At 60.3% G+C, this 21,555-nt stretch carries 22 protein-coding genes and 1 other RNA gene; 7 read left to right on the forward strand and 16 right to left on the reverse strand.

Going from position 1 to position 21,555, the window contains the following annotated elements; translation table 11 throughout:
* Nucleotides 1-103 precede the first annotated feature (103 nt).
* The 8 genes from HMPREF2822_RS11190 to HMPREF2822_RS11225 all read right to left on the reverse strand — a co-directional run bounded on the left by HMPREF2822_RS11190 (nt 104) and on the right by HMPREF2822_RS11225 (nt 8,797).
* Complete coding sequence (locus HMPREF2822_RS11190) at nt 104-859, reverse strand: iron ABC transporter ATP-binding protein (protein ID WP_070524652.1); 756 nt, start codon at nt 857-859, stop codon at nt 104-106.
* Complete coding sequence (locus tag HMPREF2822_RS11195; protein WP_070524654.1) at nt 856-1,875, reverse strand: iron chelate uptake ABC transporter family permease subunit; 1,020 nt, start codon at nt 1,873-1,875, stop codon at nt 856-858. Before HMPREF2822_RS11195 ends, HMPREF2822_RS11190 begins: the two co-directional genes overlap by 4 nt.
* A 35-nt stretch (nt 1,876-1,910) precedes the next feature.
* Entirely contained in the window at nt 1,911-2,912 is a 1,002-nt protein-coding gene (locus HMPREF2822_RS11200) for an ABC transporter permease (RefSeq protein WP_070524655.1), read from the reverse strand.
* A gap of 35 nt (nt 2,913-2,947) precedes the next feature.
* A complete protein-coding gene (locus HMPREF2822_RS11205) occupies nt 2,948-3,979 on the reverse strand; it encodes a siderophore ABC transporter substrate-binding protein (RefSeq protein ID WP_070524657.1) in 1,032 nt (343 codons plus the stop codon).
* 171 nt (nt 3,980-4,150) lie between these two features.
* The gene (locus tag HMPREF2822_RS11210; protein WP_070524658.1) at nt 4,151-5,503 is read right to left on the reverse strand and encodes a M20 family metallopeptidase; all 1,353 of its coding nucleotides are present in this window, start codon (nt 5,501-5,503) and stop codon (nt 4,151-4,153) included.
* Nucleotides 5,504-5,507: 4 nt separating this feature from the next.
* Nucleotides 5,508-7,178 carry an AbgT family transporter gene (locus HMPREF2822_RS11215; RefSeq protein WP_070524660.1) on the reverse strand — a complete coding sequence of 557 codons (1,671 nt, stop codon included), beginning with the start codon at nt 7,176-7,178 and terminating at the stop codon, nt 5,508-5,510.
* Nucleotides 7,179-7,478: 300 nt separating this feature from the next.
* A complete protein-coding gene (locus HMPREF2822_RS11220; protein WP_318278467.1) occupies nt 7,479-7,964 on the reverse strand; it encodes a GNAT family N-acetyltransferase in 486 nt (161 codons plus the stop codon).
* A gap of 182 nt (nt 7,965-8,146) precedes the next feature.
* Nucleotides 8,147-8,797: a DJ-1/PfpI family protein gene (locus HMPREF2822_RS11225; protein ID WP_070524662.1), complete on the reverse strand. Its 651-nt coding sequence runs from the start codon at nt 8,795-8,797 to the stop codon at nt 8,147-8,149.
* Between the two features lie 200 nt (nt 8,798-8,997).
* Here HMPREF2822_RS11225 and HMPREF2822_RS11230 point away from each other — a divergent pair, with 200 nt between their 5' ends.
* Complete coding sequence (locus HMPREF2822_RS11230; protein ID WP_070524665.1) at nt 8,998-10,065, forward strand: LLM class flavin-dependent oxidoreductase; 1,068 nt, start codon at nt 8,998-9,000, stop codon at nt 10,063-10,065.
* 59 nt (nt 10,066-10,124) lie between these two features.
* Here HMPREF2822_RS11230 and ssrA read toward each other — a convergent pair.
* Nucleotides 10,125-10,504, reverse strand: a transfer-messenger RNA (tmRNA) gene (gene ssrA, locus HMPREF2822_RS11235).
* A gap of 211 nt (nt 10,505-10,715) precedes the next feature.
* On the opposite strand from ssrA, the gene HMPREF2822_RS11240 reads away from it, so the two are divergent.
* A complete protein-coding gene (locus tag HMPREF2822_RS11240; protein WP_070524667.1) occupies nt 10,716-11,987 on the forward strand; it encodes an SLC5/6 family protein in 1,272 nt (423 codons plus the stop codon).
* Here the strand turns inward: HMPREF2822_RS11240 and HMPREF2822_RS11245 are convergent.
* The 5 genes from HMPREF2822_RS11245 to prfB are packed head-to-tail and all read right to left on the reverse strand — an operon-like array spanning nt 11,984 to nt 15,641.
* A complete protein-coding gene (locus HMPREF2822_RS11245; RefSeq protein WP_070524669.1) occupies nt 11,984-12,340 on the reverse strand; it encodes a DUF488 domain-containing protein in 357 nt (118 codons plus the stop codon). The two genes, HMPREF2822_RS11240 and HMPREF2822_RS11245, sit on opposite strands and share 4 nt — an antisense overlap.
* A gap of 10 nt (nt 12,341-12,350) precedes the next feature.
* Nucleotides 12,351-12,854: an SsrA-binding protein SmpB gene (smpB, locus tag HMPREF2822_RS11250; RefSeq protein WP_070524672.1), complete on the reverse strand. Its 504-nt coding sequence runs from the start codon at nt 12,852-12,854 to the stop codon at nt 12,351-12,353.
* Nucleotides 12,855-12,908: 54 nt separating this feature from the next.
* A complete protein-coding gene (gene ftsX / locus HMPREF2822_RS11255; protein ID WP_070524674.1) occupies nt 12,909-13,811 on the reverse strand; it encodes a permease-like cell division protein FtsX in 903 nt (300 codons plus the stop codon).
* A complete protein-coding gene (gene ftsE / locus HMPREF2822_RS11260) occupies nt 13,812-14,501 on the reverse strand; it encodes a cell division ATP-binding protein FtsE (RefSeq protein WP_070524676.1) in 690 nt (229 codons plus the stop codon).
* A 33-nt stretch (nt 14,502-14,534) separates the two neighbouring features.
* Nucleotides 14,535-15,641 (reverse strand): peptide chain release factor 2, encoded by a 1,107-nt coding sequence (gene prfB, locus HMPREF2822_RS11265; protein ID WP_070524678.1) that lies wholly within the window; start codon nt 15,639-15,641, stop codon nt 14,535-14,537.
* Nucleotides 15,642-15,710: 69 nt separating this feature from the next.
* On the opposite strand from prfB, the gene HMPREF2822_RS11270 reads away from it, so the two are divergent.
* Nucleotides 15,711-16,538, forward strand: coding sequence for an inositol monophosphatase family protein (locus tag HMPREF2822_RS11270; RefSeq protein ID WP_070524681.1), 828 nt, complete (start codon nt 15,711-15,713; stop codon nt 16,536-16,538).
* Nucleotides 16,531-17,304, forward strand: coding sequence for a histidinol-phosphatase (gene hisN, locus HMPREF2822_RS11275; RefSeq protein ID WP_070524683.1), 774 nt, complete (start codon nt 16,531-16,533; stop codon nt 17,302-17,304). The genes HMPREF2822_RS11270 and hisN overlap by 8 nt, the downstream gene beginning before the upstream one ends.
* Before the next feature lie 177 nt (nt 17,305-17,481).
* Here hisN and HMPREF2822_RS11280 read toward each other — a convergent pair whose 3' ends face one another.
* The gene (locus HMPREF2822_RS11280) at nt 17,482-18,684 is read right to left on the reverse strand and encodes a S1 family peptidase (RefSeq protein WP_070524685.1); all 1,203 of its coding nucleotides are present in this window, start codon (nt 18,682-18,684) and stop codon (nt 17,482-17,484) included.
* Nucleotides 18,685-18,873: 189 nt separating this feature from the next.
* Here HMPREF2822_RS11280 and HMPREF2822_RS11285 point away from each other — a divergent pair, with 189 nt between their 5' ends.
* From HMPREF2822_RS11285 to HMPREF2822_RS11295, 3 genes are read left to right on the forward strand one after another with little or no spacing between them, the layout of a single operon-like run.
* Nucleotides 18,874-19,302: an NUDIX domain-containing protein gene (locus tag HMPREF2822_RS11285; RefSeq protein WP_070524687.1), complete on the forward strand. Its 429-nt coding sequence runs from the start codon at nt 18,874-18,876 to the stop codon at nt 19,300-19,302.
* 25 nt (nt 19,303-19,327) lie between these two features.
* Nucleotides 19,328-19,987 (forward strand): DUF4232 domain-containing protein, encoded by a 660-nt coding sequence (locus tag HMPREF2822_RS11290; protein WP_070524689.1) that lies wholly within the window; start codon nt 19,328-19,330, stop codon nt 19,985-19,987.
* Nucleotides 19,988-20,033: 46 nt separating this feature from the next.
* A complete protein-coding gene (locus tag HMPREF2822_RS11295; RefSeq protein ID WP_070524691.1) occupies nt 20,034-20,342 on the forward strand; it encodes a hypothetical protein in 309 nt (102 codons plus the stop codon).
* 7 nt (nt 20,343-20,349) lie between these two features.
* Here the strand turns inward: HMPREF2822_RS11295 and HMPREF2822_RS11300 are convergent, their stop codons facing one another.
* On the reverse strand, nt 20,350-21,555 hold the full coding sequence (locus HMPREF2822_RS11300; RefSeq protein ID WP_070524693.1) for a DUF418 domain-containing protein: 1,206 nt from the start codon (nt 21,553-21,555) through the stop codon (nt 20,350-20,352).

Raw genomic sequence — 21,555 nt, forward strand, 5'->3', positions numbered from 1 at the left:
CGCACACCCCCAACAAACAACAAATCCCCAGGAAGATGCACATTTTTACGCTCTTCCTGGGGCGGTTTTCTGACTGTCGGGCAGTCCACCTGAATGTTAATAGCTAGTGGTAACAGGCCAAGAGCCCATCCGGTCCGTCGATGACCGTGATGGGAGTTTCAAAGATTGGAGTCAGGATGTCATCGCGCATGATGTCCTCCGGCCCACCGAAGGCAACGATGCTACCGTCCTTGGCCGCACAGATATAGTCGGCGTAGCGGGCAGCGAAGTTGATGTCGTGCAACACGATAATGATCGTGCGGCCGAATTCCTTGGCGGCCTTTCGCAGGTGCTTCATCATCTCGACCGAATGGGAAATGTCGAGGTTATTGAGGGGCTCGTCGAGAAGCACATAGTCCGTCTCCTGGCACAGCACCATCGCCACGTAGGCGCGCTGTCGCTGGCCGCCGGAGAGTTCATCGAGGTAGCGGTTCTCCAATTCGCCAAGGCGGAAGAAGTCAATGTAGCGCGAGACTACCTCTTCGTCTTCTGCAGTCAGTCGCCCCTTTGAGTAAGGGAACCGGCCGAAGCTCACCAGCTGGCGCACGGTCAGCTTGGTAATGAAGTGGTTTTCTTGGCGCAGGATGGAGAGGATCTTTGCCAGATCCTGCGACTTCGTGGAAGCGACGTCATATCCGGCGACCTCGATGGTGCCCTCGTCGACGTCGAGAAGCCTGCCAATCATCGTCAGCATCGTGGACTTGCCCGCGCCATTCGGGCCGATGAGGGCCGTGATGCCACCGGAGGGGATTTCCAGATCGATAGGACCGATGTTGGTCTCGCCGGAGTAGGACTTCGAGACATTGGAAAGCTTGATCACATCTTGCCCTTTCGCAGAATGACCAGGAGGAAGACGCTACCGCCCACCAACTCAATGATGATGGAGACCACGCCCTGTGCATAAAAGACGTGCTCCATCAGGAAGTAGGCGCCGGTGAGTACAGCGAAGGCGGTGGCAATAGCCATCGGGAAGAGGAAACGGTGGTCATAGGTCTCCGCCGCCTGGTAGGCCAACGTTGCTACGAGGAATCCGAGGAAGGTCATGGGCCCAACGAGCGCGGTGCTCGTGGCCATGAGGATAGAGACTAAAATCAGCGTGTAGATGGCGTTGACCTTGTGGTTAACGCCCAGGTTTGTGGCGGCATCTCTTCCCAATGCCAGCACGTTGAGCTGACGGGAGTTGAGGAACATCAACAGTGTCACCGCGATGATCAGCGGGATAGCAATGGGATAGTACTCACTTTCCGCGTTGTTAACGGAACCGAAAAGCCGCGCGGTGAGCACGTCAAACTCGCTGGGGGTGAGCATGCGCTGCATAAACGTTGCCAACGAGCCGAGGCCGCCGCCGATAATGATGCCCACGAGCAACATCGCGTGCATGTTGTTGCGGCGGCTGGTCAGCAGCCACGAATACAGCACCACAGACAGCGCCACCATGAGCGCGAGCTGCATGAGAAAGGTTCCCATGGTCCGCGCCTGGGTCAGGCCGGCAGCACCGAGGAAGAAAACCGTAGCCGTATTGATGGCCACGTACAAGGATTCAAAGCCCATGATGGAGGGCGTGAGGATTCGGTTGTTTGTCACCGTGTGGAAAGCGACCGTGGCGACTGCTTGGCACACGGCGACAACCGCCATGGCGGTCACCGCATCAGCGCGGCGACGCGCAATGAGCCACCACTTTCGGGTCCCAAAGTCCATGGGGTTGTCATAGGCCAAGAGGCCGAAGGCGAAGAGCAGCCCGGCGAAGATCAAAGCGCCGAGGATGATCCAGTACTTTCGCGCCGCAGCCGCAGACTGGAAGCTACCCACGTTTCGCCGGGCTCGTGAAACTTGCACAGCTTCCTTCGTCGCAGGGATAGAGATACTCACACTCACTTGGTCGACCTCACGATCAAGACGACGAAAACGATAGCACCCACAACGCCCAGGATGACCGATACGGGCATCTCAAACGGGGCAATGATGATGCGGCCAATCAGGTCGCACAAGGTCACCGTGGCGATGCCGAGCAGGCAGACCCATGGAAGATTAGAGCGCAGATCATCGCCGCGCACCATGCTCACCACATTGGGCACGATGAGGCCCAAGAAAGGCAGGGCGCCAACGACGACGGTGACCACGCCCGTCGCCACCGCGATGAGGCCGGTTCCCAGCAGGATCATCCGCTGGTAATTCAGGCCGATATTGGTAGCGATGTCCTCCCCTAGCCCGGCGACGGTGAGTTTATCCGCGTAGAAATACACCGCCAGCAAAACCAGCAGCACGATCCACAGGACTTCGTATTGCCCCTCATAGACAGAGGTAAAGGATCCCATGAACCAGATGCCGAGCTGCTGCAAGGTATCCGTCGCTAGCGCCACGTAGGAAGACACCGCACTGACGACCGCGCCCAGCATGATGCCGATGATCGGCACGATGAGTGAAGAGCGCAACGCCACGCGGCGCAAGAACGCGAAGAACACCATGGTGCCCACAAATGCGAAGAGCACCGAAATGATCATCTTCGCCAACACCGATGCGTGCGGGAAGAGGATAAGGGAAAAGAGTAGACCTAACCCGGCCCACTCGGTGGTACCCGTCGTCGTGGGTTCCACGAAGCGGTTTTGAGTCAGCAGCTGCATAACCAAACCGCTCATTGCCATCGCAGCGCCCGCCAAGACGAGCGCTACGGTGCGCGGCACGCGAGTGGTGAAGAACATGTCCCAGCCATCCTCGTTATCGAGGATGCTGTACTCGCCCACCATGAGGGAAAGGAGGAGTAGCGCGACGACGCCAAGTACGCCAAGGCCCAGCTTCCAGGTCAGCACAGAACCGCGCGAACTGCGCTTGTTCGCGGCTGGCCGCTGGGACGCAGCGCTACTCTTCACCGTCACGTTGTGAATCTTCTCCTTCGCTAACGCAGAACTGTTTAGGCTTGGGCCTTCTCGAAGGCGTCGGCAAGCGCGTTCAAGATCTCGGTGTAGGTAATGATGGACTCATCAATGTAGGTGTCATTCGGCGCCACGTAAACGTTGCCGTCCTTTACCGCGCTCACGCTCTTCAGCGCCGCATTGTCCTTGACCAGCTTCTCACCCGGGGTGACCTGCTCGCCTTCCTTGGAAATGGCAGCGTCGCGGTCCATAACGAGGATCCAATCCGGGTTGGACTGAGCAATCGCCTCGACGGAAATATCATCGCCCTCGTGGTCGTCAGAAGCATTGTCGACCTCTAGGGCCGGGGTCAGGCCGAGCAAGTCGAAGACCGGCCCATACACGCGCCCGATGCCAGGAGCGATGTAGCCGATTTCACCACCGGAGGTATTCACGGCCATCACCTTCTGCTCAGGGTCATAGGCCTTCTTGGCACGCTCGGCGGCAGCGTCGAAGTCCGCGATGAGCTTTTCGGCGTCTTCCTCGTGGCCAAAGACCTGGCCCAGCGCCTCGGTGTGGCGCTTGAGCTCTTCGAAGAAGTCCTTGTCATCGCGCGGCTCGAAGTCAACAACTGGAACATCTTCGAGCAGCTTCTCGATGTCCTCCTGGTGCTGCTCGAAACGCTGGCCGTTCCACACCACGTCCGGCTCCGCTGCGACGAGGCTTTCCAGATCCGGTTCCTTATGGGAGCCCAGATCAACCTCGACGGTGTCCTTGTTGTAGGTATCACGCAGGGACTTCGGCACCAGCGGAAGCGGCGCGGCGGCAAGGTCGATATCCCACTGAGCCAGAACGGAGAAAGCGCGGTTATCCGTCACCGCGGGGTTCTCTACCGGCAGCGCGACCTCCTTCGAACCAAAGTTATCCTCCAGCGTAATCGTGGAGGAGTCCGCGGCTGCGGAGTTGGTCGGCTCAGCAGAATCCTGGGATTGGTTTGCGGAGCAACCCGTTAGAGCGAGCGCAGCCACGGAGAGGGTGGCGGCAACTTTGGTGACGGTCGCGCCTGCGGCACGGCGAGAAAGAGTAAACATAGTTTCCTTGCATATTAGGTGTGGCTAACCACAGCTGGCAAATAATGTCAGCGCATAACCTAACCTATGTAAGGCTTACCTTTCAAGCACACAATTGTTTCTTAATTCATCACGGGGGTACGCATACGCTGGGCGACGCCCCGTGACGTGCCATTACAAGGACGTGGCCCGCTACCCCTTCTCCGCGATGAGATCGGTCACCGATACGGGCCCTTCCCTATCAAAGTCTTCCTGCGCCGCGCGGCGAAAGTCCGAGTCCGCCAAGAAATCTAGCGCTACTTGCGCCAACCCGGCAGCCGAATCGACAGCCGCATCCACCGCCTGCGGCGTGGCCGCCCAGCGGGCGAAGTCCTCGGTATGCAAGGCCACGTCGGTAGGCGAAACCTGCACCATCGGGTGCAAACCCGGAACGAGGTGGGAGACGTTGCCGAAGTCCGTCGAGGCAGCCACCGTATCCGGAACCGTCCCCGCCGGCAGCGCAGTGCGCCCCCGGCGCGCTTGCGTCGCCGTCCAGCGGTCCACCAGCGCCGCATTGTTGCGCACGGGCAGCGTCATCGGATGCTCGTCCCAATCCACATCCACCTCAACGCCGGCCATGAGCGCTGCACCCTGGACGATGTCTTCCACCCTGGCGGACAGATCCATGAGCGTGCGCGTTCCCAACGAGCGCACGTAAATAGTCATCTCCGCCTCGCTCGGAATAATGGAAGGGCGATCGCCACCGCTCATGATGGCGTGCACGCGATCCGAAGGCGGCATCTGCTGCCGCATCAGACCAATGCCCTGGTAGGCCAAGCTCGCGGCGTCGAGGGCGTTGCGCCCCATGAAGGGCTGGGAGCTCGCATGTGCAGCCACACCACGAAATGTCACACGCAAGATGCGGCGGCCTACCCAGGCGTGCGCGCCGATGTCATAACCAAAGCCATGGATCATCACTGCGGCATCCACGCCGTCGAGGCTGCCTCCGCGAATCATGTATTCCTTGCCGGAATGACCTTCCTCCGCAGGGGTTCCCTGGAGAAGTATGCGGCCGGATAAGGAAGGGGTGGCGTCGTCCAGCACGGCAGTAGCCGCCAAGAATCCAGTAACACCCGCCGCGGCGATGACATTGTGCCCACACGCGTGCCCAATATGCGGCAGGGCATCATACTCCGCAAGGATGGCCACGGTGGGATGCTGCTCGGGATTGAAATCCGGGCTCCGCCACGAGGCTTCGAACGCGGTCTCCACACCATAGACCCCGCGGCGCGTGGAAAAACCATGCTCCTCCACGAGGTCCGCGAGTACCGACATGGAGCGATGCTCCTCAAAAGCGGTTTCGGGGTGGGCGTGCAGATCCGCAACGATGTGCGCTGCCTGCTCCCGCAGGACATCTGCCTGTGCGGCAGCAGCGTCCCAGAGCCGCGATTGGCCCGGGTAGTCCTCTCCGTGCTTTTCCGGTGGGGCGGCGGAAGCCACGCGCTTGGCGACGCCCTCCTCCATCGCCTCCAAATACGCTGTCGACGGATTGTTGCGTTCGTCCATTCGATTAACCAATCATGACGTTGTTGCCCGGTCCCAGCGGAAGATCCACATAGAACCAGATGGCCAGCAGAATTGCCCAAGCGGTAAAGAACGGGATAACGAAGGGCACGAGGCGCGACATCAGTGTTCCCAGGCCCGCCCCGCGCTCATAGCGCTGGAGGAAGCCAAGCATGACGATCATGTACGGGTTCAGCGGGGTGATGATCTGGGTCGCGGAATCACCAACGCGGAACGCACCCTGAATGAAGGCCGGTTCATAACCCAGCAGGGCAAACATCGGAACGAAGACCGCTGCCATGAGCGTCCACATGGAAGAACCGGAAATGATCAGCAGGTTCAGGCAGGACGCGAGCGCAATGAAGGCGAAAATGGCTGGGAAGCCGGTAAGCCCGATGGATTCGAGGAAGGCCGCACCCTTCACAGCAGTGAAGGTACCGATACCGGTCCACGCAAAGAGCGCCACGAACTGACCCAGGATGAAGGCCAGAATAAGGAAGCTCATCATGTCTTTGAGAGCACCGATCATCATGTTCACGACGTCGGTGATCCCCTTGACCGTGCCGACAACCTTGCCGTAGACAACGCCGAGCACCAAGAAGTAGGCGAAAACGATGAAGACGATGGAATTCAGCAGCGGGGACTTGGGCAAGAAGCTGCCCTCCTCATTGCGCCACGGCGATTCTGGCAGAAGGACCGCGAAGAGGATGATGGCGGTGAGGATGACCGTGGCCACACCGGACCAGATGAGGCCCTTGGATTCGGCCGGACGCAGTTCAGCGGTGAGCTCCTCGCCGTTTTCATCGCGGTCACCACGCTCAGCGGCATCCTCAGGGTCGATATCTTCCTCGGTGGGAACTTCCTGCTGCCACATGCGCGGCTCGATGACCTTGTCGATGATGAAACCAGCCAGCACACCCAGCACGATGGAGGAGGCCACGTTGAAGTAGTAATTCGACATGGCGTTAACCGGCGCGAAGTCGGTATTCGGCAGCGTCTCCATGACCGCGGTCGTAATACCGGCAAAGAGCGCATCCAAGGAAGTCGGCACCAAGGATGTGGAATAGCCAGCGCCCACGGCGGCGAAGCCACCAATCAGGCCAGCCACTGGGTGGCGGCCCGCGGCTTTGAAGACCATCGCCGCCAGCGGCGGGACGATGACGAAGGCGGCATCCGCCATGACCGAAGCGGTCACGCCGATGACGCCGACTGCATAGGGCAGCAGCCGCGGCTTCGCAGAACCGAAGAGCTTACGGATGAGCGCCGAGAGCATTCCGGAGCGCTCCGCGACACCCACCGCCAGCATGATGGGCAATACCGTCACCAGCGGCGGGAAGTTGATATAGTTCTCCCCCATTGTCGTGGTGAACCAGGTCAACCCTTCACCGGTGAACAGGCCTTTAACTGGCTGAATCTCATCGCTACCGGGAATCTTAATTTCCACGCCCATCTTCGCCATGATGGTGGAAAGCACACCTGTGATCAGGAAGAGGATCAGGAAGATGGTGAAGGGCTCCGGCAGCTTGTTGCCGATGTATTCGACACCATTGAGGAACTTATCCAGCATTCCCCCACTGGATTGTTGGCTCTGCTTTTGCTCAGCCTTTGCGGGATGCGACTTCGGCTTTTCCGCGGTGCCAGCGCCGCCTTGTGGCGCTGCATTGGATGGGCTGTTCATGGGTACTCCTGTCGTAGGGGTCAGTCCCAGTGCTCCACGTCACACTGTTGGGGAAAGGCTACCACGTGACTGTAACTTGGGTAACAAATTCTTTTGTCCTGGGTCACATTTTGTTCGGACAGCCCTACCTCGCTTTCGTCCCGCACCCCTACACCCCTCACGGGATTCCGATTACGCTCACTGCAAATAGCGCCCCAAAATCGACCGTTTTTAGCCCCTTATCTACCGTGAACGACACTGAGAGGTGTCCATTAGCCCTGACTTGGCAATGATGCTCGCTTTTCACGATTTTGTTGGAGACTATCTGCGCTCCCAACGGACTTCGCCGTCAACGACCTGTGCCGTGGGGCTCATCCCTGCATAGGCAGCGACATGCTGTGAGGCTAGGTGCTCGGGATGGATATGAGCGATGAGATGCGTAATGCCTCGCTCCGCAAGATAAGCGCTAAGCAGTTTCACAGCTTCCTTGGCGTATCCGTGCCCTTGCCACTGTTTCCCAATCACCCATGCGATCTCCGTCGCATCACCGCTGCGGGGCACAGTCGCTTGGACGTAGCCTATCGGCTGCTTACTCGAACCGAGGGTGACGATGAGATTGATCCATTCTTCGGTACCGTCGCTCGAGCCGCCTCGGGTTTGGACCGCGTACCGTCGCGCAAGCTCATCAGAAGAAGGCGGCTCACCACCTGTAAACGTGTATAGGGCACGGCCAGAAAGCACGGTAGCCATCTCGGTTGCATCCTCTACACGAAGCGGCCTAAGGTCGATAGGCAAATTCATCGCCATAGTTCACCACGCAAGATTCGATCAGTCACTAGAACATGAACGTTTCTGCTGACGACGAAGTTCCGACCGCCTTCTCATCAAGAGTGCTTTTCATCCATCGCTACACTCACTGCAAATAGTGCCCCAAAATCGACCGTTTTTAGCACCTTATCTACCGTGAGCGTCGTCAGATTGCCCGAACGTCACAGCCTCCGCTCGGCTTCGCCGCCGATCGAGGGCACCAGCCCGTTTATCCGCGCGAAAGGATCCCACCCGCTGTCGCGGTGTGGCTCATATTCCGCAAAGCTGGCGGCATCGACGGCAGCCGCCTCCGAAATGAGCTCCGCAATGAGCGCGACCGTCATATCCATCCCCGCCGCCACGCCTGAGGAAGTCCACCGATTACGGTCCTGCACCCACCGCGCCTTGGGCTTCCAAGTCACGGACTCCCCGAAGGAGCTCGCCCACGCAAACGCACGCTTGTTGCTCGTCGCGGCGTAACCCTCCAAAAGCCCCGCTGCCGCCAAGACCGCAGAACCCGTGCACACGGAGGCAACCCACGGTGCTTGTGCACCCACCTCACGAAGCCACGCCAGAAAAGAAACGTCTTCCACGAGCCGCCGGGTTCCTTTGCCGCCAGGAACGAGGAGGGCGTCGGCCGGCTCAATCTGCCCATAAGAAATCGTCGGCACCACTTCCACGCCCTGTGAGCTAGCAACTGGCTCACCATCCGGCCCCGCAAAGGCAACCGTGACCTCGGGGACGGCCTGAAGCAGTTGGACGGGCCCGAAGACGTCGAGAAGCTCAAAGCCCTCAAACAAGACGACTGTGATGCGGAGAAGCTCGTTATTCATGCGACCATCCTAAAGCAGGCCGCATGGATACCGACGAGCATCTGGGACCCAGGTTCAATTCCCGGCGGCTTCGCACACGAAGAGGCCCCAGATAGAACGCTTTCTAACTGGGTTTTGGTGGACCAACCTTAGGCCGTGACAATCTGCGGATGGCACGCTACCCTAGTTGTTGATGCATCACCAATAGGAGTGTTTGACCAATGAAAGCATTCGGATTCTTAAGCTTTGGCCACTACACATTCGGACACCAGCGCGGCCCGTCCGCGGAAAAAGTCGCGAAGATTCACCTGGAAATCGCCCAGGCTGCAGATGAGATCGGTGTGAACAACGCGTCTTTCCGCGTCCACCACTTCGTACCACAAGCCTCAGCCCCGATGCCGCTGCTCGGCGCTGTCGCCGCCACCACCAAGAACATCGAGGTGGGCACCGGCGTGATCGACATGCGCTACGAAAACCCGCTCTACCTCGCCGAAGAGGCCGCATCCCTCTACCAGCTCTCCGGCGGCCGCGTGGCCTTGGGCGTCTCGCGCGGTGCCCCGGAAGTTGCCGAGCGCGGTTGGGAGGCTTTCGGCTACAAGGGAGAGGCCCCCAACGGCGCGGACGTGGCGCGCGCCCACCTCGAGGCGTTCATGGCCGCGGTAGACGGCAACGGTTTTGCCACCGCCGCACCCCTAGACCGCCAGTACCCTAATATGTTCCAGCCCGGCTCCGCCCTCCCCGTCTTCCCCATGGCACCGGAGCTGCGCAAGCACATCTTCTATGGCTCCGGCACCCACGCGTCGGCGGAGCAGACTTCCAAGGACGGGCTGAACCTGATGTCTTCCACCTTGGTTTCCGAGACCACCGCCGCGACCTTGGGTGAGATCCAGGCGGACCAAATCAACCGCTACCGCGCCGCGTGGAAGGAAGCAGGCCACGACTGGACCCCGCGCGTGTCCGTCTCCCGCTCCATCTTTCCCATCGTGGACGGCGCCGATATGCAGCGGTTCGGTATGCAGGCCTCAGGCTCCGACCAAGTGGGTGTGCTGCCCGACGCCGGTGCTTCCACCTTCGGCCGCACCTATGCCGCGGAGCCTGACAAGCTGATCGAACAGCTCAAGGCCGACCCGGCCGTGATGTCCGCCGACACCCTGCTCATCACCATCCCGACCGGCATGGGGGTGGACGTCAACGTGAAGATTCTGGAAAACTTCGCCACCCATGTCGCCCCTGCGCTGGGCTGGCAGCCGAACACCGAGGGCCCGGTCACCGGCTACCCGATTGACTAATCCGCCCCCTTCACACAAGAAACCCGCTGGCCTTTATGACCAGCGGGTTTCTTGCCATTCAGTGGAGCCGCCGGGAATTGAACCCGGGTCCTTCGTCACCTCGCCAGGGCTTCTCCGTGCGCAGTCTGCACAGGATCTCTACTCGGCCCTCCGGCTCGGGCAAACTCGCTCCGGATGATGGGCCCAGTTGCTCTAGAAGTCCCCAACCGGCCGAACAACAAACCGGTCAGGCAAGTTCCCTAGTCGATGCCAGGATCTAGGTCAGGAACCAAACCTAGGCTGACAGACACGCGTCGCTGAAATTAGGCAGCGAGGGCGTAGTCACGCTGAGAGTTCTTCTCTGCGTTTATTGGTTGCTACGACGCTTAACGGTGGTCTCTAGCCTGCACCGGCACGCTTCCCCTGGCTCAATGTACGAAGTCGAAACCAAGTCGACCCCTCGATTGCACATTGCTGTGAAAGCTGCGCAGAACGCATCTTCATGCGCCCTACGGTTCGTTCAACGCTACTGCACCTGCCCCTATTCCCGCAAGCTTCGCCCCAGGCCACATGAGGCATAGCTTTCATAAGCACCCCCTTGTGATTAACATCAACCTAAACGCTGTTAAGGTGTGTGAGTCCTATCCTCCTACTTTGTTAAAGGCTGCAAAGTGAGCACACATACCGAAACCACCAGCTCCCCGGAAGACGCTAAACGCCCAGCAAGCAACACCGAATGGGCCATCTCGCTCTTCGGCACCGCCGTAGGCGCTGGAATTCTTTTCCTCCCTATCAACGCGGGCAGTTTCGGCTTCTGGCCCCTCCTCGTGGCCACGATTCTGATTGGCCCGATGACCTACTTCTCCCACCGCGGTCTCGCCCGCATGATTTGTGCGTCACCGCGCCAGGGCGAGGACATCACCGCAGTGGTCACGGACTATTTCGGTAAAAGCGCTGGATTTATCATTTCGGTGGTTTATTTCTGCGCCATCTTTCCCATCGTCCTCATTTATGGCGTTTCGATCACCAATACGGTTGATAGTTTCATCGTCAACCAGCTACACGGGCCCTCGGTTCCGCGTCCTCTATTGTCGTTCCTCCTCGTGGGCATCATGACCATCGTCTTCACCTTTGGCCAACGCATGGTGCTCGCCGTCACGCAGTTCCTGGTGTATCCGCTGATCTTCTGTCTCGGCGCGCTGTCCATTTATCTCATCCCGCGCTGGGATATCGCCTCCTTCATGGAAGTTGGCAACAATGATTGGCGCGTCGTCGGTGCTGTCGCCCTCATCATCCCCGTGTTGGTTTTCTCCTTTAACCACTCCCCCGCCATCTCCCAGTTTTCCTTGGCTATGGTCGCTGCACACGGCCGCGAGAAGAGCTCCGAGAATGCGTCGCGCGCGCTGGCGCTGACAGCGATTCTGCTCACCGTGTTCACCATGTTCTTCGTGTGGTCATGCACCCTCACGCTCGGTGCAGACGGGCTCGCGGAGGCCCGCGAGCAGAACCTGCCGGTCTTGTCCTACTTGGCCAACGTCACCGGCGTTCCGGTCTTGGCCTTCCTTTCCCCCATCATCGCGATGATCGCCATCATCTCCTCCTACTTCGGCCACGTGTTGGGGGCCACCGAGGGCGGCAACTTCCTGCTACGCAGCGCCGCACCGCACGCTACGGCGAAGCTCTCGGAAAAGCAGCTCAATTCCATCATGCACGGCATCATCTTCGTGGCCGCGTGGGTTGTCGCGATCATCGATCCATCGATCCTGGGGCTTATCGAAGCCATCGGTGGCCCCTTCATCGCCTCGATCCTCTACCTGCTGCCGATGTATGCCATCCACCGCATCGATGCTCTCAAGCAATTCCGCGGCCGCCCCAGCAACGTGTTCGTCGTCGTCACGGGCCTCATTGCCGTGGGCGCGACTGTGTGGAGCCTCATCGGCTAGCGTTCCTCCAACCACGCCTTCAGCACAGTGGCGTGGTTAACCTCGCGATCCTTGGCGGCGAAGAGGAGGGTGACGTCGCCAAGCTCTGCAAGGTGGCGCAGTTGCTCCAGTTCCTCGCTGTCATTCGCGTCGAGCTCCGCGCGGTAGCGCCGCGCAAACTCTTCGAAGGCATCGGCGTCGTGGCCCCACCACTTACGCAACTCCGGACTGGGCGCGACATCCTTGAACCAGTGCTCATAAGGGAGGCGATCCTTGGCCACGCCACGGGGCCAGAGCTTATCGACGAGCACCGCTACCCCACGCGGTTGCTCCTCGCCCCGAATAACGTCATGAACCTTGGCCGTATAAATCATGGCTCCCAGGTTAGGCGTTGATCCCCTTGACGCGGCGACCCAGCTCGCGGGTAATGTCGCGGTCCTGGTCACGGCGCTTAATTGCTTCACGCTTGTCATAGTCCTGTTTACCCTTGGCCAGGCCGAGTTCACACTTGGCGCGTCCGTCCTTCAGGTAGACCTTGAGCGGGATCAGGGTCTTGTTGCCGTCGCGCACCTGCCCCATGAGTTTGTCTATCTCCCTGCGGTGCAAGAGAAGCTTACGCGTGCGCTTGGGCGAGTGATTCGTCCACGTTCCCTGGGAGTACTCCGGGATGTGGAGATTGCGGATGTAGACTTCGCCGTCGTCAATAGTGGCGAAGGCATCCGCCAGGGAAATCTTGCCTTCGCGCATCGATTTGATTTCGGTGCCCACGAGCACCATGCCGCATTCCAGGGTGTCGAGGATGGTGTAGTCGTGGCGGGCACGTCGGTTGGTGGCCAGGGTCGAGTTATTGTCGACGGCCGCCTTTTTCTTCTTTGCCTTCTTCGCCATAGTTCGGACTATATTACGCTACTGCCAGGCAAAATCCACATCGTCCCTGCAGCTCTAGGTCCGCACGTAGGCGCGCATCGTTACCTGTGCGGTCAGCGCAGCACACACAATTGCCACAAGCCCGACGATGGGCAGCGCCGTCCAGACGTCCCCAGAGGTCACCGGGGCTAGAAGCTGGTTGTGGTACAGGTCGTTGAGGGCGGGATCGAGCACGGTGTTCTTGCCCAGGATGACGCCAATACCGGCGAGGACAACGCCGCCGACAGCACCGAGGACTGCTTCCATGATGAAGGGCGCGTGAGTAACCCACCGCGAGGCACCGACGATACGCATAATCGCGGTCTCCCGCTGGCGCTGGTAGGCGGCGATCTGCACCATGTTCGCAATCAGCATGATGGCTGCAAGCGCCATGACCGCGGCAAGGATGAAGGTGGCATTCCGGATGGCGTCCAAGTTGCCAGCGGCGCTGCGAACCTCCTCCTGCTGGTCGACGATGTCGCTGACAGCGGGGTCGGAAGCGATGGCGTCGATAGGCGCGGTATCCGTCGGGTCCTTCAACCGCACGTGGAAGGCAGCCGGCAGCGCATCCGGGGAGGTTTCCTCAACCATGACCGGCTCGGTGTCCTTGAACAGCTCCACGAAGCGCTGATAGGAATCCTCGCGGTTGCGGTAGCTCACGGACTCAATGTCCTCATCCGCTTCCAGTTTCTTCTTCAGCCCGGCACATGCGGCATCCTTGCACTCCGGATCGTTGGCTGAAATCTCCTCATTGAGCTGGACCATGACCTCGACACGCTCGAGGTAGATGTCCTTGGTGTCATTGGTCATCTGGGTGACCAAGACGCCGGCCACCACCAACGCCACCGAAATGGCGGTGGTAATCACCATGGCGATAGTCATGGTGATGTTGCGCCCGAGCCCCTTAAAGGCTTCCCTGAAAACAAAGCCTAGATTCACCTAGACCGCCTCCCCGTACATTGCGTTCTTCTCGTCACGCACGAGCGTGCCGTTGTGCAGCTCGATGACGCGCTGGCGGGCCTCGTTGACCGCGCGCGCGTTGTGCGTCGACATCACCACGGTGGTTCCGTGGCGATTGATCTTGGTGAGCAAGGCCATGATCTCCGCGGCAGTGGAGGGATCGAGGTTGCCCGTGGGTTCGTCGGCAAGCAGCAGCTTGGGGCGGTTGACAAAGGCCCTCGCAATCGCTACGCGCTGCTGCTCGCCACCGGAAAGCTCGTGCGGCATGCGGTGCTGCTTGGCGCCTAGGCCGACCATGTCGAGGACCTCGGGCACTTGCTTGGCAATCCGCGCCTTGCGTTTGCCGATGACCTCGAGGGCAAAGGCGACGTTGTCGTAGACGTTGAGCTTAGGCAGGAGCCGGAAATCCTGGAAGACGTAGCCGATGGATTGGCGCAGGCTATTGACCTCGCGGCCTTTCAACGTGTTGACGTGGAAGTCCCCGAAGTAGATGTCTCCCGAGCTCACATTGGTTTCGCGCACCATGAGCTGTAGGAAGGTCGACTTGCCGGAGCCGGACGGGCCGATGAGGAAGACGAATTCGCCGTCCTCAATCTCAAAGGACACGTTGTCCAGCGCGGGCCTAGTGGAGGTCGGATAGACCTTGGACACATTCTCGAAAGTGATCACTTAAGCCACATTAGCAACATTTGCCACTCGGGCCTAGGCCTCCTGCTGCGCCATGCGCCACCGGATTCCGGATTCCAGGAAGCCATCGATATCTCCGTCCAAGACCTTGGAGGGATCCCCTACCTCGTAATTCGTCCGCAGATCCTTGACCATCTGGTACGGATGCAGCACATAAGAGCGCATCTGGTTGCCCCAGGATGCATTGCCACCGGCGCCCAGCGCATCAAGCTCCGCGCGCTCCTCCTGACGCTTGCGCTCCAACAGCTTCGCCTGCAGCACGCGCATGGCAGAGGCCTTGTTCTGGATCTGGGACTTCTCATTCTGACAGGTCACCACGATTCCCGTCGGGATGTGTGTCAGGCGCACCGCCGAGTCCGTCGTATTCACGGACTGACCACCAGGACCCGAAGAGCGGTAGACATCCACGCGCACCTCCGAATCCGGAACCTCGATGGAGTCAGTCTGCTCCACCACCGGCAGCACCTCCACCTCCGCGAAGGAGGTCTGGCGGCGGCCTTGGTTATCAAAAGGCGAGATGCGCACGAGGCGGTGCGCACCCTGCTCCACGGAAAGCTGGCCATACATGTATTCGCCGTGCACCACGAAGGTGGCGGACTTGATGCCGGCCTCTTCGGCATAGGAAATGTCATAGACATCGACCTTATGTCCGTGCTTTTCCGCCCAGCGCGTGTACATGCGCATGAGCATCTCCGCCCAGTCCGCCGCATCCACGCCACCCGCGCCGGAGCGGATGTTGATGACGGCCTCGCGCTCGTCATACTCTCCGGAGAGCATCGTGGTTACCTCGAGCGCCTCGATGGCCGCGCCAAGCTCTTTCAGTTCTGTGTCCACGAGTTCCTTGGAGGCCTCATCGCCCTCCTCCTCCGCTAGTTCGGACATGACCGGAAGGTCCTCGATCCGCCCCCGCAGGGAATTCAGCTTGCGCAGTTTTGCCTGCTGCGCCGAGAGCTCCGAGGTCACCTTCTGCGCATGGTCTGGGTCGTCCCACAGCGACGGATCCCCCGCCTGAGCCTCGAGTTCGCGCACACGCTCGGACACCGCCTCCGGGTCCATCACCTTTTCAATGGAGGTCAAAGTGGCGCTGAGTTCCTCAAGACGAGCTGTTTGTTCCGGACGCATAGCCCCCTACTTTACTTATTCTTTCTCCCTGATTAGCCATCGGCCGCGTTTAGCGCGACAATAGGCGGCATGAGTGACCAGCCAAGCCTCACCGAGATGATCGATGCCATCATCAAAACCTTCATCGTCGCCCACGCGGACGATACCGATGCCCACCTAGCACAGGCCCTTGTCTATAACGCAGGCCGCCTGGCCTGGCGCCTGCGCGAGCAGGGTGTCGACGTAGAGCAAAAGACCTCCGTCTCCGATGTCGTCACCGACGCGGACTTCGCCGCCGAGCGTTTCGTCGCCGGCGTGCTCGAAGCCCTGCGCGGCGAGGACGGCATCGTGGGCGAGGAGGGCGCCAACCGCGACTCGGCCTCCGGCCGGACCTGGGTCATCGATCCCGTCGATGGCACCTACAACTTCGCCTCGGGCGCCGATTACTGGTGCTCTGCGCTCGCGCTTGTCGACGCTGAAGGAGTCATCCTCGGCGCCGTCCACCGCCCCGCCATGGGCTACACGTGGTTTGGTGGCCGTGACTTCCCCACCAGCCTGGATGGCAAGGACGTCACCAAGCTCACCGACGCCCCCGCCGACAAGCTGTGCTTGTCGACGTACCTGCACCCCACCTCCATCACGGATCCCGCCATCGCCTCCGCTTGGGAGAAGGTGGCCCCGCACTTTGCCACCGTGCGCATGCTAGGCGCAGGGTCCGTGGACCTCTCCTGCGTGGCGGATGGCACGTGGGGAGCATGGATGCAGCATTCCGTGAAGGATTGGGATTGGTATCCGGGCCAAGCGCTGGTGCTCGCGGCAGGCGGCGCGGCGCGCAAGGTTGAAGCCGGCGGTGTGGAATGGTGTATCGCGGGCAATAAACAGGTAGTTGATCAGATGGAGGAATGGCTCCGTGGGTAAGTACAAAGAAGACCTCGGCTTGGCCTTGGAGATGGCCGGGCATGCGGATGCCATCACGATGCACCGCTTTGAGGCAGCAGACCTGTCAGTCAAGGAGAAGCCGGACATGACTCCGGTATGCGACGCCGACCTGGCCTGCGAAAAGGCCATCCGCGAGGCGCTGAAACGCTCACGCCCGCGCGATGAAGTTCTGGGCGAAGAATTCGGCGGCGAGGCCTGCTTCGAGGGCCGCCAGTGGGTTATCGATCCCATCGATGGCACGAAGAATTTCGTGCGCGGCGTCCCCGTCTGGGCCACGCTGATCTCACTACTGGAGGACGGCGAGCCGGTGGTTTCCGTCATTTCTGCCCCGGCCCTGCGCCGCCGCTGGTATGCGGCCAAGGGGGGCGGCGCCTACCGTGTCTTCGGCGGGGAGCCCAAGCGCCTTCGCGTCTCCGAGGTCTCCGACTTGGCGGATGCCTCCCTTGCTATGAGTTCCTTGTCCGGTTGGGGCTCAAGCCGCGATGCTTTCGTGTCCTTGACGGACAAGGTATGGCGTCTGCGCGGCTACGGCGACTTCTGGAATTACTGCCTCGTGGCCGAGGGTGCCGTCGACATCGCCGCCGAACCCGAGGTCTCCTTGTGGGACTTGGCCGCTCCGGCGCTCCTCGTCACCGAGGCCGGTGGCCGCTTCACCAACGTTCGCGGCGAGGACGGCCCCCACGGCGGCTCAGCGCTTGCCTCCAACGGCAAGCTTCATGACGTCGCCCTCTCCGCCCTCTCCTAACTCCCCTGCGGCACCGCAGCGCGGCGCCGCACGCCAGCGTCATTCCCCAGCGTCGCGCCCCGACGACGATTCGATCAAATAGTGCCCCAGATCTTTAAAGATCTGGGGCACTATTTGTTAGAAACGTACTCTCCCGGCCACGCGCCCGCGGCTCCGTGACCGGTTTCGCGGCGGAGGTTAGTTCTCCGGAAGCGCGAAACCGGAGCCTACGCCCTCGCGGCGGTTCAGATCCGCGATGATGGCATCGGTGTTAGACACAACCGTGGGGTTGTGCAGCGCGCCCTGCCACGGGGTGTGGCACGACAGCAGCCCCGGGATCAGGCCGCGGGATACCGAGCCGACGATGCGGCCGTTGCGGAAGACCGGAGCGCCGGAGTCTCCAACCATGGCGCACACCTGGTTGACGGTGACGCGCTCGGTGTGCTGGAAGGTCATGCCACAGGTACGGCCGGTGGCCACGCCGTTCTTGCAGGTGATATCGCCCGGCTGGGTGGTGCCACCAACCCCATTAGCGGTCACGCCGTTGTAGCTACGGGACACCTCGGCCTTGGAGCCAAACTCAATGAGCGAATAATCCAGCTGCTCATTCTTGGACACCACGGTGCCGGTCGGGCCAACCTGCCAGGAGTCTGCCGAAGAGACCGGATCGCCGACATTTCCGCAGTGACCAGCGGTAATACCGACCTTGCGGCCTTCCGCATCGGTGCCGGCTGCCGTCAGCGTGCACATGGTGTCCTCATGAATGTAGAGCGGGGTACCCGGGCCATACAGGGACTTGCCTTCGGTCATCGCTACATTAGATTCCTCCGGAATCTGAGGAGCGTCATAGTAGGAACCAGGCACTCGGTGCAGGACATAGTCCGCCTGCGGTTTACCGGCAGCGATCTTGGAAAACAGGTCATTCTTCCACGCATAGTTCGGATCAGTGCCCTGTGGCACGAATTCCGGCTGTGTGGCCTCCTCCAGCAATCCGATGGGGGCAGGATTCGTCAGCGGTTCACCCGTTTTGGCGTCGGCACCAGCGTAGTCCTGTGGTGCTGCCGGAACCGATAACTGGGTATCCAGGTTCGCTTGCCCCGCAAGGCGCTGCGCCGCAGGGGAATTCGCGGCCCCAGCAACCGCCTGGGACGCATCCTTCGACGCCGCTGCGACGGCGCCGTTGACTGTTGAATCGACGGAGTCTGTCAGCTCCTTGTCCACGGGCATGGTCTCAATGCCCACGGACTGCAGATCCTCGCGTACCTGATCAACAAAACCTGCCGAATCAATCTCCGGGATTGTGGGGAGTTCCTGGGCACCCGCCGCTGGGTTACCCAGGAAGAACGCACCTGCGAAAGCCGAGCCCACGAGGACTTTCTTAAGGTGCGGGATTTTTCGCATATTGAGCAATTCCTCTTTCACTTCTTCTCGTAATGGTCTATAAGACTTCCCCTATGATGGCACGTGCCTTGGACGGCCGTTTTCTAACGTGTGTGACTGTGTCCAACCCGTTACATTACTGACAGTTTTCGGGTGCCCCCTCTCTTTCTTCTCCGCTCTCCGCACCCCGCGCAGACCTACTATGGAAGCATGTCTGAGACTTCCGCTTCGCCCTCATCTCCCGCAGACATTACTGAAATCGTCGCCGTTATCCTGCGCGATAATCACGGTCGCATTCTCGTCCTCCGCGCCACCTCTACCCCAGAATTCGTCCTGCCTTTCGGCTCCATCGATGACACGATTAACCCCGCCAAGGCCGCCCAGCTCATCGCCCACGAGGCCGTGCGCGCCGTGGTCGACATATCGAAGCTTCGCCGCCTGGCCACGTATATCTCACCGGCGGCTAACAGCGCCCCACACAACATCCACGCACACGTCTATGTCTACGAGGAAGAAATCTCCGTCGCGCATCCAGACAAGGAGATTGCGGAGCTAGCGTGGGTCGATCCCGCTGCCCCGGATGTCGACATCGCCCCTTTGCTCAAGGAGCGCGTATTCCCCGCTTTGCAAAAACTCTAAGAGCTCAACGCCTAGACTCCGCACCATGACTACACAGCGACTACTCCCCGTTCTCGCCGCATCCCTCGCTCTAGCGCTCACCGGCTGCGCCACCGATGAAAACACTGATGCCACGCTTGACGCCACCCCTCCTACCACCACCCAACCCGCCGGCACGGAGACTGCAGGTCTAGTTCCCGCGGACCAGCAGACCCCCGACGCAGATCCAACAGACCCCGGGCAAGCACAGCCAGATACAGGCACTACCGCCCAGGCCGCGACCGATGGCACATGCTCCACGGAACAACTCGACATCGGACTATCTAACGAGCAGGGTGCCGCGGGCTCACGCTTAGCCGACATCACTTTTACCAACGCCTCCTCCGAGCCCTGTACGTTGAACGGCTTCCCTGGCGTTTCGGCCGTCACCAATGACGACGGCACCCAACTTGGCGCCGCCGCCGAGCGCGAAACCGGCCAAGAAACGGCACCCGTCACGCTAGAGCCAGGACACACCGCTTCAGCGAGCCTCAAGATGACCAACGTCGGCGTCCTCGATCCCGCTTCCTGCCAGCCCCAAGCAGCCGACGGCTTGCGCGTCTACCCACCCGGCGAGACCGCCAGCGCCTTCATCCGAGTTCCCGGCCTCGAAGGCTGCGCGGGCGACGTGAACTACCTCTCAATCCAGCCCGTCTCGGCAGGCTAGAACGCTTAACCTTGTTAAGGATCCAAAACGGTCTACACTCGCAGCTATGGAATCCACGAAGCTAACATCACTCGTGTTTGGCAATGTTGTATTGGAATCGCACATGACGAAGACGATTATTGTCGTTTATTCGGAAGACATGCGGTCATGGTACTTCCGCCCGAGTCCGTACACGGAGCTTAAGGTGCCGCTCGATGAGCTGCGCGGGCAGCTGAGTAGAGAGCGCGCGGAACTCATCTCGGAACGTATCTTTGATAACGTAAAACTCGAGCTAGAGGAAAGCTACCCCGGTGGCGTAGACCGCGCGCAGAAGGAGCTCTGCGGCTGGCTTCTGCGCGAGGAATCAGCCGTTTAAACCAACATCAGGCCGACCCGAGAGCCGACTTAGACTCAATACGACACGTTGGGCCGTACGCCAGCCGGCGATGCGCCCACTCGAACGGGCCAGGTTTGCCCCAACCCTCAAGCAGAGCAGCGAGCAGCAGCGTAAGGACAAAGACCAGCAGACCGATTCCAAGCTTGCCGCTCACCGAAGCATCCGCGCCTAGTCCGAAGCCGGCTGGGGTGACAAGAACAATAAACAAAACCGATTGCGCAATGTAGCCCGACATAGAGCGCTTGCCCAATGCCACGAAAGCAAAGGCCCACCCAGGAACGCGATTGTTGAGTTTCTCCGTGAGCAGTGCCAAAACCGCCAGAATGCCAGGACCCGTAAGAAAGCCAAAAGCTTGGTTCAGCATCAAGAACACCGGTTCCAATTCGGTTGACACAACGCCAGCGGCCGCAAGCCCCCACGGAAGACCAACAAAGACAATGACCATACCTGCAATAACAACCCAGGTGACCAAGGTTCGGCGGTGCGCAGAAACGTTTGCAAGCACGCCCTCCCGCGCCCAGATATATCCGATGAGTAAAACGCCTACCAGCCCCACAAATGTGATGGGGATCTGCCCCAGAGCAGCAACCTCACCGCGCAGGTTGCGGGCGAAATAGTCACCGAATGTGACAAGTTCACCGGTCATCGGACGCGAGTTGGGCAGAGGATTGAAGTAGCCAAAATAGGCTCCCACCGCGCCCGAACCGGCGAAAACCGCATAGCCGCCAAAGAACCAGTAGGCAATGCGCCGCAGCGTGCGCGTCGAAAGCGTAAAGCACCAAGCCAAGGCGATGCCCATGAGGCCATAGACCAGCATGATGTCACCGTCGAAAAGCGCGAAGCCATGCGCCAGACCAAAAACTGCAAGCAGCCCGTAGCGGCGGATGAGTACGCGCCGCGATTCTTTAATGGTGTAGCCCTTACGCTGCAAACTAGCAGCAATGAGACCAATGCCGAAGCCCAACAGCATGCAGAACATCGGCAGGCCTCGCACACGTACAAACATGCCGGTGAACACCGCGGCCACGGTGTCTAAGGTGTTATCGGGGCGCACACCGCCCAGGGCGGAGCTGGGACCTATCGACCAATCATTGACTACCCAACTCTGCACGGCGTTCGCCATGGCGATCCCCAAAAGCGCCGTGCCGCGCGCTAAATCAGGAACGATAAGTCGTTGTCGTTTCTCCTGCAT

The organism is Corynebacterium sp. HMSC062E11 (assembly GCF_001811845.1).
Classification (GTDB): Bacteria; Actinomycetota; Actinomycetes; order Mycobacteriales; family Mycobacteriaceae; genus Corynebacterium; species Corynebacterium hesseae.

What these genes read in the sequence shown, in the direction of transcription:
- HMPREF2822_RS11295 (WP_070524691.1), top strand. Translation starts at nt 20,034, where the DNA reads ATGGAATCCACGAAGCTAACATCACTCGTGTTTGGCAATGTTGTATTG.
- HMPREF2822_RS11225 (WP_070524662.1), bottom strand. Translation starts at nt 8,797, where the DNA reads ATGAATAACGAGCTTCTCCGCATCACAGTCGTCTTGTTTGAGGGCTTT.
- HMPREF2822_RS11300 (WP_070524693.1), bottom strand. Translation starts at nt 21,555, where the DNA reads ATGCAGGAGAAACGACAACGACTTATCGTTCCTGATTTAGCGCGCGGC.
- HMPREF2822_RS11285 (WP_070524687.1), top strand. Translation starts at nt 18,874, where the DNA reads ATGTCTGAGACTTCCGCTTCGCCCTCATCTCCCGCAGACATTACTGAA.
- HMPREF2822_RS11230 (WP_070524665.1), top strand. Translation starts at nt 8,998, where the DNA reads ATGAAAGCATTCGGATTCTTAAGCTTTGGCCACTACACATTCGGACAC.
- HMPREF2822_RS11210 (WP_070524658.1), bottom strand. Translation starts at nt 5,503, where the DNA reads ATGGACGAACGCAACAATCCGTCGACAGCGTATTTGGAGGCGATGGAG.
- HMPREF2822_RS11245 (WP_070524669.1), bottom strand. Translation starts at nt 12,340, where the DNA reads ATGATTTATACGGCCAAGGTTCATGACGTTATTCGGGGCGAGGAGCAA.
- HMPREF2822_RS11220 (WP_318278467.1), bottom strand. Translation starts at nt 7,964, where the DNA reads ATGGCGATGAATTTGCCTATCGACCTTAGGCCGCTTCGTGTAGAGGAT.
- HMPREF2822_RS11290 (WP_070524689.1), top strand. Translation starts at nt 19,328, where the DNA reads ATGACTACACAGCGACTACTCCCCGTTCTCGCCGCATCCCTCGCTCTA.
- smpB (WP_070524672.1), bottom strand. Translation starts at nt 12,854, where the DNA reads ATGGCGAAGAAGGCAAAGAAGAAAAAGGCGGCCGTCGACAATAACTCG.
- prfB (WP_070524678.1), bottom strand. Translation starts at nt 15,641, where the DNA reads ATGCGTCCGGAACAAACAGCTCGTCTTGAGGAACTCAGCGCCACTTTG.
- HMPREF2822_RS11280 (WP_070524685.1), bottom strand. Translation starts at nt 18,684, where the DNA reads ATGCGAAAAATCCCGCACCTTAAGAAAGTCCTCGTGGGCTCGGCTTTC.
- HMPREF2822_RS11270 (WP_070524681.1), top strand. Translation starts at nt 15,711, where the DNA reads ATGAGTGACCAGCCAAGCCTCACCGAGATGATCGATGCCATCATCAAA.
- HMPREF2822_RS11205 (WP_070524657.1), bottom strand. Translation starts at nt 3,979, where the DNA reads ATGTTTACTCTTTCTCGCCGTGCCGCAGGCGCGACCGTCACCAAAGTT.
- HMPREF2822_RS11215 (WP_070524660.1), bottom strand. Translation starts at nt 7,178, where the DNA reads ATGAACAGCCCATCCAATGCAGCGCCACAAGGCGGCGCTGGCACCGCG.